Source organism: Pseudolysinimonas kribbensis (genome assembly GCF_039531715.1).
GTDB classification, from domain to species: Bacteria; Actinomycetota; Actinomycetes; order Actinomycetales; family Microbacteriaceae; genus Pseudolysinimonas; species Pseudolysinimonas kribbensis.
Map to the genome: position 1 here is coordinate 785,041 of NZ_BAAAQO010000004.1, position 15,303 is coordinate 800,343.

At 72.0% G+C, this 15,303-nt stretch carries 15 protein-coding genes; 7 read left to right on the forward strand and 8 right to left on the reverse strand.

Translation table 11 applies throughout. The features are described 5' to 3' along the window. Positions 1 to 65: 65 nt before the first annotated feature. Complete coding sequence (locus ABD285_RS14495; protein ID WP_284254913.1) at positions 66 to 557, reverse strand: YflT domain-containing protein; 492 nt, start codon at positions 555 to 557, stop codon at positions 66 to 68. Positions 558 to 598: 41 nt separating this feature from the next. On the opposite strand from ABD285_RS14495, the gene ABD285_RS14500 reads away from it, so the two are divergent. From ABD285_RS14500 to ABD285_RS14510, 3 genes are read left to right on the forward strand one after another with little or no spacing between them, the layout of a single operon-like run. After that, a complete protein-coding gene (locus ABD285_RS14500) occupies positions 599 to 1,903 on the forward strand; it encodes a magnesium transporter MgtE N-terminal domain-containing protein (protein WP_284254912.1) in 1,305 nt (434 codons plus the stop codon). Then, positions 1,887 to 2,402 (forward strand): DUF1003 domain-containing protein, encoded by a 516-nt coding sequence (locus tag ABD285_RS14505; protein WP_284254911.1) that lies wholly within the window; start codon positions 1,887 to 1,889, stop codon positions 2,400 to 2,402. The genes ABD285_RS14500 and ABD285_RS14505 overlap by 17 nt, the downstream gene beginning before the upstream one ends. Before the next feature lie 3 nt (positions 2,403 to 2,405). Beyond that, positions 2,406 to 3,485 carry a P-loop NTPase gene (locus ABD285_RS14510; protein ID WP_284254910.1) on the forward strand — a complete coding sequence of 360 codons (1,080 nt, stop codon included), beginning with the start codon at positions 2,406 to 2,408 and terminating at the stop codon, positions 3,483 to 3,485. A gap of 65 nt (positions 3,486 to 3,550) precedes the next feature. Here ABD285_RS14510 and ABD285_RS14515 read toward each other — a convergent pair whose 3' ends face one another. Then, positions 3,551 to 5,026: a pyridoxal phosphate-dependent decarboxylase family protein gene (locus tag ABD285_RS14515; protein WP_284254908.1), complete on the reverse strand. Its 1,476-nt coding sequence runs from the start codon at positions 5,024 to 5,026 to the stop codon at positions 3,551 to 3,553. Further along, positions 5,023 to 6,477, reverse strand: a complete 1,455-nt coding sequence (locus ABD285_RS14520; RefSeq protein ID WP_284254907.1) for an MFS transporter — start codon at positions 6,475 to 6,477, stop codon at positions 5,023 to 5,025. The genes ABD285_RS14515 and ABD285_RS14520 overlap by 4 nt, the downstream gene beginning before the upstream one ends. 35 nt (positions 6,478 to 6,512) lie before the next feature. On the opposite strand from ABD285_RS14520, the gene ABD285_RS14525 reads away from it, so the two are divergent. After that, positions 6,513 to 8,063: a succinic semialdehyde dehydrogenase gene (locus ABD285_RS14525; protein WP_284254906.1), complete on the forward strand. Its 1,551-nt coding sequence runs from the start codon at positions 6,513 to 6,515 to the stop codon at positions 8,061 to 8,063. Between the two features lie 53 nt (positions 8,064 to 8,116). Here the strand turns inward: ABD285_RS14525 and ABD285_RS14530 are convergent, their stop codons facing one another. Continuing rightward, positions 8,117 to 8,527: a twin-arginine translocase TatA/TatE family subunit gene (locus tag ABD285_RS14530; RefSeq protein ID WP_284254905.1), complete on the reverse strand. Its 411-nt coding sequence runs from the start codon at positions 8,525 to 8,527 to the stop codon at positions 8,117 to 8,119. A 30-nt stretch (positions 8,528 to 8,557) separates the two neighbouring features. Here ABD285_RS14530 and ABD285_RS14535 point away from each other — a divergent pair, with 30 nt between their 5' ends. Further along, positions 8,558 to 9,190 carry an O-methyltransferase gene (locus ABD285_RS14535; RefSeq protein ID WP_284254904.1) on the forward strand — a complete coding sequence of 211 codons (633 nt, stop codon included), beginning with the start codon at positions 8,558 to 8,560 and terminating at the stop codon, positions 9,188 to 9,190. Positions 9,191 to 9,199: 9 nt separating this feature from the next. On the opposite strand, the gene ABD285_RS14540 is transcribed toward ABD285_RS14535, so the two are convergent. From ABD285_RS14540 to dapE, 3 genes are all read right to left on the reverse strand, one after another. Then, complete coding sequence (locus tag ABD285_RS14540; RefSeq protein WP_284254903.1) at positions 9,200 to 9,376, reverse strand: DUF3117 domain-containing protein; 177 nt, start codon at positions 9,374 to 9,376, stop codon at positions 9,200 to 9,202. A 102-nt stretch (positions 9,377 to 9,478) separates the two neighbouring features. After that, positions 9,479 to 10,729 (reverse strand): hypothetical protein, encoded by a 1,251-nt coding sequence (locus ABD285_RS14545; RefSeq protein ID WP_344203171.1) that lies wholly within the window; start codon positions 10,727 to 10,729, stop codon positions 9,479 to 9,481. Then, complete coding sequence (gene dapE / locus ABD285_RS14550; RefSeq protein ID WP_284254900.1) at positions 10,711 to 11,787, reverse strand: succinyl-diaminopimelate desuccinylase; 1,077 nt, start codon at positions 11,785 to 11,787, stop codon at positions 10,711 to 10,713. The genes ABD285_RS14545 and dapE overlap by 19 nt, the downstream gene beginning before the upstream one ends. Before the next feature lie 40 nt (positions 11,788 to 11,827). Here dapE and ABD285_RS14555 point away from each other — a divergent pair, with 40 nt between their 5' ends. Both ABD285_RS14555 and ABD285_RS14560 read left to right on the forward strand, forming a co-directional pair. Beyond that, positions 11,828 to 12,745 carry a DapH/DapD/GlmU-related protein gene (locus tag ABD285_RS14555; protein WP_344203173.1) on the forward strand — a complete coding sequence of 306 codons (918 nt, stop codon included), beginning with the start codon at positions 11,828 to 11,830 and terminating at the stop codon, positions 12,743 to 12,745. A gap of 214 nt (positions 12,746 to 12,959) precedes the next feature. Next, positions 12,960 to 13,802, forward strand: coding sequence for an endonuclease domain-containing protein (locus ABD285_RS14560; protein ID WP_284254899.1), 843 nt, complete (start codon positions 12,960 to 12,962; stop codon positions 13,800 to 13,802). Between the two features lie 164 nt (positions 13,803 to 13,966). On the opposite strand, the gene ABD285_RS14565 is transcribed toward ABD285_RS14560, so the two are convergent. Continuing rightward, positions 13,967 to 15,262: a citrate synthase gene (locus ABD285_RS14565; RefSeq protein ID WP_284254898.1), complete on the reverse strand. Its 1,296-nt coding sequence runs from the start codon at positions 15,260 to 15,262 to the stop codon at positions 13,967 to 13,969. Positions 15,263 to 15,303 lie beyond the last annotated feature (41 nt).

A 15,303-nucleotide genomic window follows, 5' to 3' on the forward strand; every position in this document is an offset into this window, starting at 1 on the left:
GCCCCCCTAGCCGAAAACGCCCAGTGCCACTCCGTTGCACTGGGCGTTTTTGGCTGGTGGACGAGCTACTCGGCGGGCTGGCGGGCGAGCGCGGCCTGGGCGGCGGCCAGCTGACCGTCGGTCACGATCACCTGGTAGTTCGCGGCCAGCATCTGCCGCGTCGAGTCGAAGTCACGGCTGCGCCGGGAGAAGCCGTACGCCCCGATCCGGAACAGCAGGCCGGCCGCCGCGCCGATGAGGATCGCCGCGATGAAGAGCTCCCAGTTCACGCCGCCGGTGCTCGTCGGGAACAGCGTGAACAGCAGCCCGATGAAGAGGCCGAACCAGGCACCGCTCAGTGCACCCTCCAGCGCGGCACGGCTCCACGAGAGCTTGCGCGTCACCCGCTCGACGGTCTTCAGGTCGTTGCCGACGATCGAGACGTTGGCGACGGCGAAGTCCGCCTTGGCGAGACGGTCCACGACGGACTGCGCCTCCGGATAGGTGTCGTAGGTGCCCAGGATGTCGCCGCGCGGCACGCGCTGGAGATCGGCTGCACGGGCGAGAGGGTCGGTCATGCGGGCATCATCCCACGAGAGGCCGCGAGTAGGGTTTCAGCGTGAGCGCCACCAGGGTCTTCGTCGCCCGGTTGGCCGGCTGCAGCGTCTTCGACCCGGCCGGTGACCGGGTCGGCCGCGTGCGCGACGTGCTGGTGGTCTACCGCCGCGGCAAGTCGCCGACCGTCGTGGGGCTCATCGTCGAGATCCCCGGCAAGCGCACCGTCTTCGTGGGGATCGGCCGGGTCACGAGCATCGGCGCGGGCCAGGTCATCACGACCGGCCTCATCAATCTGCGCCGCTTCGTCCAGCGCGGCGGCGAGGTGCGCGTGATCGCCGAGCTCCTGGGTCGCCGTGTCGTCGTGCGGGACGGCTCCGGCGACGCCACGATCGAGGACGTCGCGATCGAGGAGACCGCGCCCGGCGAGTGGGACGTCACCGACCTGTTCCTGCGCCGCCCGAAGACGGGCGCGTTCGGCCGCGGGTCGACCGTCTTCGCGGCCTGGGATGCCGTGCGCGAGAAGACGGAGAAGGGCGAGCCGCAGTCCGCCGAGCAGCTCATCGCCACGTACTCCGATCTGCTGCCCGCCGACCTCGCCTCGACCCTGCTCGAGCTGCCGGAGGGCCGGCGCGCCGAGGTGGCGGCCGAGCTGCCGGACGCCCGGCTCGCCGACGCCCTCGAGGAGATGGACGAGGACGACCAGATCGACCTCATCGGCACCCTGCCCAACGAGCGTGCCGCCGACGTGCTCGACGCCATGCAGCCGGATGACGCGGCCGACCTCATCGCGCAGCTGCCCGAGAAGCAGGGCGAGGCCCTTCTCGACCTCATGGAGCCCGAGGAGGCGGAGGACGTGCGCTTCCTGCTGACCTACGCGCCCGACACGGCGGGCGGACTCATGACGACCGAGCCGATCATCGTGTCGGCCGATGCGACCGTCGCCGAGGGGCTCGCGCTCATCCGGCGTCACGAGCTCGCCCCGGCCCTCGGCGCCGCGGTCTGCGTGACCCTGCCGCCGTACGAGCCGCCGACTGGACGCTTCCTCGGCATGGTGCACTTCCAGCGGATGCTGCGCTACCCGCCGAACGAGCGCCTCGGCACCCTGCTCGACACGAGCCTCGAGCCGGTGCGCGCCGACACGAGCGCGGCCGAGGTGTCGCGCATCCTCGCCAGCTACAACCTGGTCTCGCTCCCCGTCGTGGATGAGAACCATCGACTCGTCGGGGTGGTGACCATTGACGACGTCCTCGACTATCTGCTCCCCGATGATTGGCGAAGTACCGAGAACCGGCGCGGCCCGGTGAGCACCTCGACCGCAGCGATCCCGATCCCACGAAGGAGGACGTCTCATGGCACGCGCCGCTAGCGACTTCGACGCCCCCAAGGGCCTGCGCTCGTCCTTCGTGCCGTTCCGGGCGACCGGCACCGACCGATTCGGCCGGTTCTCCGAGGCGTTCGCCCGCGCGATGGGCACGAGCGCGTTCCTCATCGCGATGACGGTCATCGTCGTCGTCTGGCTGGTGTGGAACACCGCCCTCCCGGCGACCTGGCAGTTCGACTCGCACCTGCACAACTTCACGCTGCTGACGCTGATCCTGTCGCTGCAGGCCTCGTACGCCGCGCCCCTCATCCTGTTGGCACAGAACCGGCAGGACGACCGGGATCGGGTGCAGATCGAGCAGGACCGTCAGCGCGCCGAGCGCAACCTCGCCGACACCGAATACCTGGCCAGGGAGGTCGTGTCGCTGCGGCTCGCGATGCAGGATGTGGCGACGAAGGACTTCATCCGCGCCGAGCTGCGCTCGCTGCTCGAGGAGCTCGACCGGCAGCCCGAGGAGCCGGCCGCCAAGAAGGTGCGCCCGTGACCGATGCCCGCGTCTGATCCGCTCTGGTCCGCGCTCGCGCGGGTGCAGGACCCCGAGATCCGCCGCCCGATCACGGAACTCGACATGGTGCGGGATGCCGTGGTCGACGAGGGCGTCGCCCGCATCGACCTGCGGCTGACGATCGTGGGATGTCCCGCGGCCGACCGCATCGAGCGCGATGTGCGGGCGGCGGCATCCGGTGTCGACGGCGTCACCGCGGTCGACCTCACGATCGGGGTCATGACCCCGGTCGAGCGGGAGGCGCTCGTGACGAGGCTGCGCGGCGTCCGGCCGCAGCAGTTCGGTCCCGACACGCTGACGAAGATCTTCGCGATCACGAGCGGCAAGGGCGGCGTCGGCAAGTCGACGCTCACCGCCAACCTCGCGGTCGCGCTGGCGGCGCCCGCTCCCGGCGGTCCGGGGCTGCGGGTGGGTCTCGTGGATGCCGACGTCTTCGGGTTCTCGATCCCCGGCATCCTGGGGGTCACCGGCGCGGTCCCGACGCGGGTCGGTGACATGATCCTGCCGCCCATCGCGCACGGGGTGAAGGTCATCTCGATCGGGATGTTCGTGGAGCCCTCGACCGCCGTCTCCTGGCGCGGGCCGCTCCTGCACCGCACGCTGCAGCAGTTCCTCACCGACGTGTGGTTCGGCGACCTCGACGTGCTGCTGCTCGATCTGCCGCCCGGCACCGGCGACATCGCGATCTCGCTCGGGCAGCTGCTGCCGCACGCGGAGGTCGTGGTGGTGACGACGCCGCAGCCCGCGGCCGCCGAGGTCGCCGAGCGCAGCGGCCTCGTCGCGCGGCAGACCGGGCAGACCGTGATCGGCGTGGTCGAGAACATGTCGGGCGGGGTGTTCGGGTCGGGCGGCGGCGAACGGCTGGCCGAGCGCCTCGGCGTGCCGATGCTCGCGACCGTGCCGCTGAGCGGCGCGCTGCGCGAGGACGGGGATGCCGGCTCCCCCGCCGTGCTGGCCCACCCGTCCGACCCGGCATCACTGGCGATCGCGCAGCTGGCCGCCTCTCTCGCGACCCGCGCCCGCGGCCTCGCCGGCCGCCCCCTCCCCTTCCGCCCGCGCTGACGGACGCCGCGCGGTCGATCCGACGCACATGCCCTATCGCGCGCGGCGCAGACCGGGCATGTGCGTCAGATCGATGGTTCGACGAGGCGCGCGAGCAGCTCGATGAGCAGGCGCTCGGCGACGGGGACCGGGACCGCTTCGATCAGAGCCAGGAGCGGGGCCTGACGATCCGGGAGGCCCGCGCCCCCGCCCAGACCGAGACCCGCGAGAATTACCGCCGCCGTCGCGCTGTCGAGCGGCGCGTCGAGCAGCGGCAGGGTTCCGAGCAGCGGCGCGGGGTCGAATGGCGCCTCCCCACGCACGGCGTCGGCACCCGCCTCGAGCGCCGGCACCAGCTCGGACAGTCCGCGCTCGGTGACCGGGGTGATCGTGAGGTGCGTCGTCGGCGGCAGCCGCACCCCGTCGTCCTGGGTCAGCCCGGGCTGCAGCTGCAGCACCCAGCCCGAGCCGCGCACGGCGTCCGCCCAGTGGTGGGGGTCGACCCGGCGGTCGACGGGCACGGTCTCGTCGGTCGCGACGGCGAGCAGCGGTCCGGTGGGCTCACCCAGGACCCGCAGCCCCTCGATCCCGTCGACCGTCGCGCGCAGGGTCTCGGTGGAGCGGCGGCACGAATCGGCGAGCTCCGCGAACCCGTCGGCACCCAGCGCGTGGATGATCGCCCAGGCGGCGGCGAGCGGTCCGGCCGACTTCGACCCGAGCACCGTCGGGTTGACGACCGGATACCCCGGCCAGCGCGTCGTCGCGAAGTACTGCGCGCGCTGCCGGTCGCGTCCGCGCTGCAGCAGCACCGAGACGCCCTTGGGCGCGTAGCCGAACTTGTGCAGGTCGGCGCTCACGCTGCTCACCCCGGGCACCGCGAAGTCCCAGTCCGGCAGACCGGCGCCGTCGGGCCGGCGCCAGAACGGCAGCACGAGCCCGCCGATGCACGCGTCGACATGCAGCGCGACGCCGCGGTCCGCGCACGCGGCGGCGACCTCTTCGACCGGGTCGAGCGCCGCGACCGGATACGACGGCGCCGACACCACCACGAGCGCGACGTCGTCGCCCAGCCGCGCAGCGATGGCATCCGGCGACACCCGTCCGTCGCGGTCGACCGGCACCGGGTCGAGCGTCAGGTCGAGGTAGTGCGCGGCCTTCTGAAACGCGGCGTGCACGGTCGTGGGCGCGATCAGGCGCGGGCGTCCGGCATCCGGATGCCCCGCCCGCCACACGTCGCGCGCCGTCTTGACCGCGAGCAGGCAGCTCTCGGTCCCGCCCGTGGTGACCGACCCGACGACGTCGTCGTCTCCGTGCAGCAGCCCGCGCACGAAGCCGACGACCTCGCGCTCGAGCGCGGCGACGGAGGTGAACGTCGTCGGGTCGAGCCCGTTGACCGGCTGCATCTCGCGGATGGCGGCCGCGGCGAGGTCGTCGAGCGCGTCGTCGCCGGGGTCGTAGACGTAGCTGAGCACCCGGCCGCCGTGGGTGGGCGCGTCCGCGGCGCGCAGCGCGCGGAGCCGGTCGAGGATCTCGCCGGGCTCCTCGACGAATCCGAGGCTCACGCGAGCGGACCCGTCTCGAGCGGGGTGCCGTCGACCGCCCCCGCGGCCTCGGCATCGGGCAAGTCGGAGTCGGCGTCGGGCGCGTCGGAGTCGGCTTCGACGTCCGCCCGTCGCAGCGGGTAGCGCGCGAGGGTGAGCAGGCTCAGCGCCACGATCACGGCGGGCACGATGCTGAAGCTCAGCACGATGCCGAGCACGGCGGTGCCCGACTGGGTGGTGTGCTCGCCGGCCACCGACGCCTGGTAGCCGGTGACGGCGAGCACGATGGTGAGCACGGTCGTGCCGAGCGCGAGTCCCGCGGTCTCGCCCGCCGTCCACACCCCGCCGAACGTGCCGGCGCGGTTCTCGCCGTGCCGCCGCGCATCATGGCCGATGACGTCGGGCAGCATCGCGAGCGGCAGGGTCTGCAGTCCCGCGTAGGCGGCGCCCGCGACGGCGACCGACGCGTAGAGCCACGCGCCCGGCGCGAACGCCAGCACGACGAGGGAGAGGGCGGCGAGCCCGAAGAGCGCCGACGCGAACGCGAAGGCGCGTTCCTTGCCCGTGCGCCGTGCGATCACGCCCCAGAGCGGCGCGCACACCAGCGCAGGGGCGATGAGTGCGACGAACAGCAGGTCGACGGCGTTCTCGTCGTGGAGCACCCAGCGTGCGACGTACTGCGCGCCGGCCAGCATCATCCCGGTCGCGAGCGCCTGCAGCACGAACGTGCCGAGCAGGGCGCGGAACGGCGCACTGCGACGCAGCGCCCGCCAGCCTCGCCGGTAGGTCTCGGCCACCGAGGCGCGCGCCTCCTCGAACGGCTCGCCCTTCCCGGCAGCGGTCATCGACACGATGAGCCCGGCGAAGAGCACGACCGCCGCGACGACGCCCATGAGCAGGTAGCCGAGGTGCTCGTCGTCGCCGCCGAGCGAGCGCAGGGCCGGCCCGCCCGCGCCGAACAGCAGGATCGCGAAGGTCAGCACGACCACGCGCGCCGACAGCAGCCGGGTGCGGGCGTCGTAGCCGGATGCCAGCTCGGCCGGCAGCGCGATGTACGGCACCTGGAACAGGCTGAACGCGGTCGCCGCGAGCACGAACGCCACGAACACCCACACGCCCGACAGCAGCGGCGACAGGCCCGCCGGCACCGCGAACGTGATCACGAAGAACAGCGGCAGCAGGATCGCGCCGAGCAGCATGAAGCGCCGCCGCGATCCGGTGCGGGCGAGGCTCCGATCACTTTGGGCGCCGATGAACGGGTCGATGATGACGTCCCACACCTTCGCGAGCGTCACGAGCAGCCCGGCCGCGATGGCGGCGACCCCGAGGGTGTCGGTGAGGAAGTAGACGAGCACGAGCCCGGGCAGCGTCGAGAAGCCGCCGGTGCCGATCGAGCCCACGGCGTAGCGGACGAGGGTGCCGGTGCCGAGAACGCTGGGGGCGGCCGTGACGGGCGGTGGCTGCGCTGCCATGCCGTCACCGTATCCGAAGAACTAGGCTCGCCCCCATGTCCGGATCGATGCTGCAACGGGCCGAGACCGACGCGCTCACGGCGGGGCTCACCGCGACCTCCGGGCGCACGGCGAGCGTCATCGCCCCGTTCACGGGCGATGTGCTGCACGAGCTGCCGCTCTCGAGCGCGCAGGACGTGCAGGACGCCGCGGCCGCCGCCCGCGTCGCGCAGGCCTCGTGGTGGGCGGCCGGCTGGCGGCACCGCCGGGCCGTGCTGCTGCGCGCGCACGACCTGCTGCTGGAGCGGCGCGAGCTGCTGCTCGACGCCGTGCAGACCGAGACCGGCAAGACCCGCGGGCAGGCGTTCGAGGAGGTCTTCAACTCGGCGGGCGCGACGCGCTACAACGCGCTGGCCGCGCGCCGGGTGCTCGCGGGCGGTGCGCGCCGAGCCGGCATCCCGCTCGTGCTGCGCACCCGCGTGCACTATCGGCCGAAGGGCATCGTCGGCGTCATCACGCCGTGGAACTACCCGCTGAGCCTCGCCGTCATGGACATCGCGCCGGCCCTCGCCGCCGGCAACGGCATCGTGCAGAAGGCCGACAACCAGGGCGCGCTGTCGATCCTCGCGGCGCGCCGCTGCTTCACCGACGCGGGCCTGCCGGAGGCCCTGTGGGCCGTCGTCGCGGGTGACGGCGACGAGATCGGCAACGCCGTCGTCGACGCGGGCGACTACGTGAGCTTCACCGGGTCGACCGCCACCGGCGCGCGGGTCGCGCAGCGCGCGGCGGGCCGGCTGATCCCCGCCTCGATGGAACTCGGCGGCAAGAACCCGCTCATCGTGCTCGACGACGTCGACCCCGCGAAGGCGGCCGCGGATGCGGCGTACGCGTGCTTCTCCGCGGCCGGGCAGTTGTGCGTGTCGATGGAGCGCGTCTTCGTGCTGCGCGGCGTCGCCGACCGGTTCATCCCCGCCTTCGCCGAGCGCGTCGCGTCGCTGCGGCTCGGCTCCGACCTCGCGTACACGACCGACGTCGGCTCGCTCGCCACGAAGGCGCAGCTCGAGCGCGTCCTGGCGCACCTCGACGACGCCGTCGCTCACGGCGCGACGGTGCTCGCCGGCGGCCACGCCCGCCCCGAGCTCGGGCCGTACTTCGTCGAACCGACCGTGCTCACCGACGTCACGAGCGAGATGCAGTGCTTCGCCCACGAGACCTTCGGCCCGCTCGTCGCCGTGACCGTCGTCGAGGGCGAGGATGCCGCGATCGCCGCCGCGAACGACTCCGAGTTCGGCCTGAACGCGTCGGTGTTCGCCGGATCCCGCGCACGCGGCCTGCGCGTCGCGGCTCGGCTGAAGGCAGGCAGCGTGAACGTCAACGAGGGCTACCGCGCCACCTTCTCGAGCGTCGACGCGCCGATGGGCGGCGTGAAGCGCTCGGGGCTCGGACGCCGCAACGGGCCCGAGGGGCTGCTGCGCTACGCCGAGTCGACCACCATCGCGAGCGCGACGGGACTGCTGCAGCTGCCGCGCACGGCATCCGAGTTCCGGCGTCTCGCCCCCGCGATGCTGCTCCTGCTGCGCACGCTCAAGGCCGTCCGGCGCCGGTAGAGCCGAGCACCGTCAGTGCGACGCAGGTCGCCTCGACGTAGGTCGCCTCGACGTCAGGTCGCCTCGATGTCGTACGGGGCGGGGAGGGCCTTGTCGGCGGTGCGGCGACGGCGCTCCTTCGCGGGAGTCTCCGCGACCTCCTCCGCGTCGAGCGGCGACGTCACGGCCTTCGCCGCGGCGATCGTCTCGGCCACGGCATCCGAGGTGCCGTCGTCGGTGAGGGCCTCGCGGATGATGCGGCGCGGGTCGTACTGCCGCGGGTCGAGCTTGCGCCAGTCGACCTCGTCGAAGTCCTCGCCCATCTCCTCGCGCATCCGGTCCTTCGCGTTGTCGGCGTAGGAGCGCACCTGCCGCACCAGGTTCGCGAGCTTGCCGGCGTAGGTGGGCAGACGCGTCGGGCCGATCAGGAACACCGCGATGAGCGCGATGATGATCAGCTTGTCGGGCGTCAGTCCGAACGACATGCCCATAGGGTAGCCCCGAGGAGGGCACGGGTGGCCGACAAGGAGCTGAGCTGGCGCTACGCCGAGGACTTCGCGGTGGAGACACCGGCGATCCAGGCGGCTCGACGGCACGCGCTGGAACTCGGCATCGATCCCGTCAGCCCCGGGGTGGGTGCCCAGCTGGCCGTGCTGGCGGCGGCGAGCGGAACGCAGACGATCCTCGAGATCGGCACCGGCACGGGCGTGAGCGGCCTCTGGCTGCTGAGCGGCGCCCCGGATGCCGTGCTCACCTCGATCGATCGCGAGGTCGAGCATCAGCAGCTGGCCCGCGCCGCCTTCGCCGAGGCGGAGGTGCCCGCCAACCGGGTGCGCCTCATCACGGGGCGCGCGGGTGAGGTGCTGCCGCGGATGAACGACGGCGCCTACGACCTGGTGCTCGTCGACGGCGACCCGGCCGACCTGCTCGACCACGTCGAGCACGCCCTGCGGATCGTGCGCCGTGGCGGGCTCGTGCTCGTCGCCCACGCCCTGTGGCGCGGCCGTGTCGCGGACCCCGCGCAGCGCGACGACACCGTCGCCGACTTCCGTGCGCTCCTGCGCACGATCGCCGAGTCGACCGCCGTCACGGCGGCGCTCAGCACCCCCGGCGACGGGCTCCTCCAGCTGGTGAAGACCGCGGAGTAGCCGCGGCTGCTAGGCGCCGGTGCCGACGACTCCCACGAGCGCGTCGCGCAATTCGGCTGCCTCCGCGTCGTTCACCGACACGACGAGGCGTCCGCCTCCCTCGAGAGGAACCCGCACGATGATGAGCCGACCCTCCTTGACAGCCTCCATCGGTCCGTCACCGGTCCTCGGCTTCATGGCCGCCATGCGTGGTCCCCTTTCGCCTGGATCCATTCCATTATCCCGTACGGGGGGAACCGACGAGAAATCAGCGACATCCCAGAGTGCGCGATCGGTGCGCGGAGCCCTCTACGGCGGCGTCCAGTCGTAGCCATCGACCCACCAGGCGATGTAGATCCAGCCCGCCTGGCCGGCGATCCCGAGCACCACGAGCGCGACCCGCCAGACCCGGTTGCGCGGCACGGCGAGCGCCCCGAGCCCCGGCGCCATCGGCACCAGGATGCGGAACGTGCTCGACTGCGGGAAGAACACGGCGAGCACGTACAGCCCGTAGCCGACGATCCACAACCGCAGGTCGACGCCGATCCGACGCGCCCACGGCGACAGCAGGGCGACCGCCACGATCGCGATCAGCAGGACGAGACCGATGCAGCCCAGCACGAGCGACGCGGGCGAGGGCACGCCGATCCAGTGCAGCCACCACTCGGCTCCCTCGATCCATCCCTGGAACGGCACGAGCTCGTCGTAGTGGCCGAGGTAGAGCACCCGCCACGACAGCTCGGTGTCGGTGTAGGCGGTGGCGTCGCCCGTGACGAGCGCCGCGATGACCGGCCACGCGATCCCGGCCGCGAAGGAGGCGATCCCGGCGACCACGACCGCGAGCCGCTCCCGCCACGGGAAGGGGTCGCGCGCGCGGATGACGAACCGGTGGATGAGGTGGAACAGCAGCAGCGCCGCGAACGCGACCCCGCTCGGGCGGGTGAACGACATCACCACGACGACCGGGATCAGCAGCAGGTAGCGCCGATCCAGCAACAGGATCAGCGCCAGGAACAGGAAGAACAGCTGCATCGACTCGGCGTAGGCGACCTGCAGGATCGGCGACAGCGGCGCCGTGCAGAACAGCACGGTCGCGAACAGGGCCGTCCCGGCCGGCAGCACCCGCCGCATGAGCCGGAAGAACAGCAGCGCCGCCCCGCAGGCGAACGCGACCGACACGATCACGGCGACGACGTTCCACGACTCCCATGACGGCATGAGCACCCGCACGAGCGCCGGGTATGCCGGCAGGAACGCCCAGGCGTTCTGCGCGACGTGGCCGTCGGCGCCGATCGGGAGGGTCGTCGGATACCCCGACACCGCGACGATGTAGTACCAGTGGCCGTCCCAGATGCCGGCGAAGTCGACGTAGTCCGGGTGCGCGCCGGTCCAGGAGTTCTGCTGCTGCGCGGCGGCGAACGCGAGCATGATCGCGGTCGTCACGATCCGGGAGGCCGCGAAGACGACCAGCACCTGGGCCCACCACGGCGCGCCCAGGAACCGCCGCCGCAGCGTGGGGCGCTCGGGCGCGGATGCCGCCGTCACACCCCGGTCAGCCACGCTCGCAGTCCCCGCTCGCAGCGCTCGAGCTGCTCGAGCGGCACGCGCTCGTCGTCGGCGTGCGCGAGCGCGGCGTCGCCCGGCCCGTAGTTGACCGCCGGGATGCCCAGGGCCGAGAAGCGCGCGACGTCCGTCCAGCCGTACTTCGGCCTCGCCTCGCCCCCGACCGCCGCGACGAACGCCTGGGCGAGCGGGGCATCCAGACCCGGACGCGCACCCTCGGCGAGGTCAACGAGCGCCACCTCGGCCTGCGGAGCCGCGGTCGCGACGACGTCGCGCACGTGCTGCTCCGCCTCGGCGCCCGAGCGGCTCGGGGCGAATCGGTAGTTGACCTCGATGACGCACTCGTCCGGGATGACGTTGCCCGCGATGCCGCCACGGATCCGCACGGCGTTCAGCGCCTCGCGGTACACCAGCCCGTCCACCTCGATCTGCTGCGGCTCGTAGGCGGCGAGCGCCGCCAGCACGGGCGCCGCCGCGTGGATCGCGTTCGACCCGGCCCAGGCGCGGGCGGAGTGCGCGCGCACTCCGCGCACGGTGACCTCCGCGCGCAGCGTGCCGTTGCATCCGCCCTCGACGCCCGCGTCGGACGGCTCGCAGAGCACCGCGAAGTCGGCCGCGAGCAGCTCCGGTCGGGTGCGGGCGATGCGACCGAGGCCGTTCAGGGCCGAGTCGACCTCCTCGTGGTCGTACCAGACCCACGTGATGTCGACCATCGGGTCGGTCAGCGCCGCCGCGAGCCGCAGCATCACCGCGTCGCCGCCCTTCATGTCCACGGTGCCACGGCCGACCAGTTCGTCGCCGTCGAGCACCGCCGGCACGTTGCCGTTGATCGGCACCGTGTCGAGGTGACCGGCGATCACCACGCGGCGATCGCGACGAAGCGTTGTGCGGGCGAGCACGGCATCCCCGTCGCGGATCACCTCGAGGTGCGCACGCCCCCGCAGCGCCGCCTCGACCGCGTCGGCGATCCCCGCCTCATCGCCGGAGACCGACGGGATGTCGACGAGCGCGCGGGTGAGCGCAGCCACCGGGGACGAGAGGTCGAGGGCGGCCATCGGGCCATGCTATCGGCGCTCCCCCGGTAGCCTGGCGAGCATGACCGCCGCCTGGGGCCACGGCCTCGCCACCGTCGCGTCCGACGGCACCGTGCTCGACACCTGGTACCCGGAGCCGCGCCTCGGCGACGCACCCGACGGCTTCCCCGCCGACCTCGCGGCCGAGACCGGAGCCGACGACCTGCGCGACGTGCGCATCGAGCCCATGACGCTGTCCATCGATCCGGATGCCGCCCCCGCCTCGACCTCCGACACCTACCTGCGCCTGCACCTGCTCTCGCATCGCCTGGTCGCGCCCAACACGATCAACCTCGACGGGATGATGAGCCACCTGCCGATCGTCATCTGGACGAGCCACGGTCCCGTGCTGCCGGCGGTGTTCCGCGCACGGCGCCGGAGGATGCTGCGGGCGGGGGTCGTGGTGCGCGGCTACGACCGGATCCCGTTCATGCTCGACTACGTCGTGCCGGAGCGGGTGCGCATCGCCGACGCGTCGCGCGTGCGGCTGGGTGCGCACCTCGCGCCCGGCACCACGGTCATGCAGGCGGGCTTCGTCAACTTCAATGCGGGCACCCTCGGCACCTCGATGGTCGAGGGGCGCATCTCGGCGGGCGTGGTCGTCGGCGAGGGCTCGGATGTCGGCGGCGGCGCCTCGATCATGGGCACGATGTCCGGCGGCGGCACGCAGCGCGTCGTGATCGGCGAACGCGTCCTGCTCGGCGCCAACTCGGGCGTCGGCATCTCGATCGGCGACGACGGGATCGTGGAGTCGGGTCTCTACGTGACGGCCGGCACCAAGGTCACTCTGCTCGGCGATGGCGCTCCGCGCACGGTCAAGGCGCTCGACCTGAGCGGGGTCCCCGGCCTCCTGTTCCGCCGCAACTCCGCCACCGGCGCCGTGGAGGCCCTCCCCCGCACCGGCGCGCCCGTCACGCTCAACCCCACGCTGCACCCGTAGCGCGCGGCCGCGCTGAGCGGCAACGGCGCCCAGCTCCAGCCCCCGCGCGCACCCTTCCGAAATGCAGGATCGCGCCCTGTCGTTCTCGAGCGGGTAGTAGGAGCGCCCTGGCGACGCCCTCCACCACTCCTGCACTTCGGAAGGGGTGCGTGCGTCATCCACCGTTCCGCGGCCACCGGTTCGATGGGAACCGCAGGCGCGGTGGGATGCCGGCATGCTCGAAGTCGACGGTGTACGACGACGCGGCGGCCTCGCCGCGACCTGGGAACTGCTCCGTGCCGGGAGCACATCGCATCGGCTGACGGCCGCAGTGCGGTCCGGGATGATCGTCCGCATTCGACAGGGCTGGTATGGGCTTCCCGACACCGACGGCGGTCTCGAATCGGCGGTCAGAGTCGGCGGCAGGGCCACGTCGATCACGGCCGCTCGATCGCTGGGCGTGGCGGCGATGCCGGACGGTCGCCTCCACGTGCGTGTCAAGGCGCATGCAGCGCGACTTCGTGACCCCTCAGATCGCACTCGCCGACTTCATTCCGACCCGGACGTGTGCGTCCACTGGCGACCGGGCGGATCCGGCACACGGCACGCGATGTCGGCCATCGACGCGCTCGATGACATGACGATGTGCCAGCCTGTCGAGCGTGTGGTCGCTGCGGCGGACAGCGCGATCCGCCTCGGGTTGGTCTCCGAGGCGAGCTGGTTGCGCCGAATCGCCAGACAGCCTCCTCGGCTACGAGAGCTCCTCGCCGACGTGGACAGACGATCGGAGTCCTACCTCGAGTCGATCATGCGCTTCCGCTTGCGGCGGCTCGGATTCTTCCCGGCGCTGCAGGTGACCATTCCCGCGGTGGGCCGCATCGATCTGCGGCTCGGTCGGCTTGTGATCGAGCTGGACGGCTGGGAGCACCATCGCGACCGCGACGCCTTCGAGCGGGATCGCCGCCGCGACGCGGAATGCCTGCGGCAGGGGCTGATCCCCCTGCGATTCACGTCGCGCCAGCTCTTGCGCGATTGGGCCTGGGTGCGCGGGGTGGTCGAGTCGTGCGCGCGCCTGTAGCGGCCTTCCGAAATGCAGGATCGCAGGCGGCCACGGTCAGGCGCCACCGCGGCATTCGCGTTCGGCGACCCGAGCCGATCCTTCATTTCGGTAGGGGCACGGGAGGCTGGCTCCCGGTGGGCAGTACCCGCCGCGAGAGCGGGCGGTGCGCGAGGGCGCGGAGGTCAGCGGGAGGTGGGCCAGGGGCGGGCCGGAGGACCGGTGTACACCTGCTGCGGGCGGCCGATCTTCGTTCCGGGGTCGGTGTTCGCCTCGCGCCACTGGGCGATCCAGCCGGGAAGCCGGCCGATCGCGAACAGCACCGTGAACATCCGGGTCGGAAAACCCATGGCCTTGTAGATGACGCCCGTGTAGAAGTCGATGTTCGGGTAGAGCTTGCGCTCGACGAAGTAGTCGTCGGCGAGCGCCGCCTGCTCGAGCTCCCGCGCGATGTCGAGCAGCGGGTCGCTCACGCCGAGGTCCTTGAGCACCTCGTCGGCGCTCTCCTTGACCACGCGCGCCCGCGGATCGAAGTTCTTGTACACGCGATGCCCGAAGCCCATGAGCTTCACCCCGCGCTCCTTGTTCTTCACGCGCTCGATGAACTTCTGCACGCTCTCGCCCGACCCGCGGATGTCGCCGAGCATGTTGAGCACCGCCTCGTTGGCGCCGCCGTGCAGCGGTCCCGACAGCGCGTGGATGCCGGCCGAGATCGACGCGAAGATGTTCGCCTCCGTCGATCCCACGAGCCGCACCGTCGAGGTCGACGCGTTCTGCTCGTGGTCCTCGTGCAGGATCAGCAGCCGGTCGAGCGCCTGCACGAGCACGGGGTTGACCTCGTAGGGCTCCGCGAAGGTGCCGAAGTTGAGCTTGAGGAAGTTCTCGACGAACGACAGCGAGTTGTCGGGGAACATGAACGCCTGCCCGATCGCCTTCTTGTGCGCGTAGGCGGCGATCACGGGGAGCTTCGCGAGGAGGCGGATCGTCGAGATCTCGACCGCCTCGGGGTCGTGCGGGTCGAGCGAGTCCTCGTAGTACGTCGACAGCGCCGACACGGCGGCCGAGAGCATCGACATCGGGTGCGCGGTGTGCGGCAGCGCGGAGAAGAACTGCTTGAGGTCTTCGTGCAGCAGCGTGTGACGCCGGATCTTCTCGTCGAACTCCGCGAGCTCCGCCGGCGTCGGCAGCTCACCGTAGATCAGCAGCCATGCGACCTCGAGATAGGTCGAGTTCTTCGCGAGATCGGCGATGTCGTACCCGCGGTAGCGCAGGATGCCCGCATCGCCGTCGATGTAGGTGATCGCGCTCCGGGTCGCCGCGGTGTTCACGAACCCGGGGTCGTAGAAGGTCAGACCTGTCTGCCGGGTGAAGCTCGAGCCGTCGGCGGCGCTCCTGCCGTCGACCGCGGGGATGATCGGGAACTCGGCCGCGGTCTCCTCGTGGGAGAACCTGACCGAGCCGGTGTCTCCGGATTCGCTCACGACTACAGCCTAAAGTGCCTCACAGAACACCGTGGCACCCG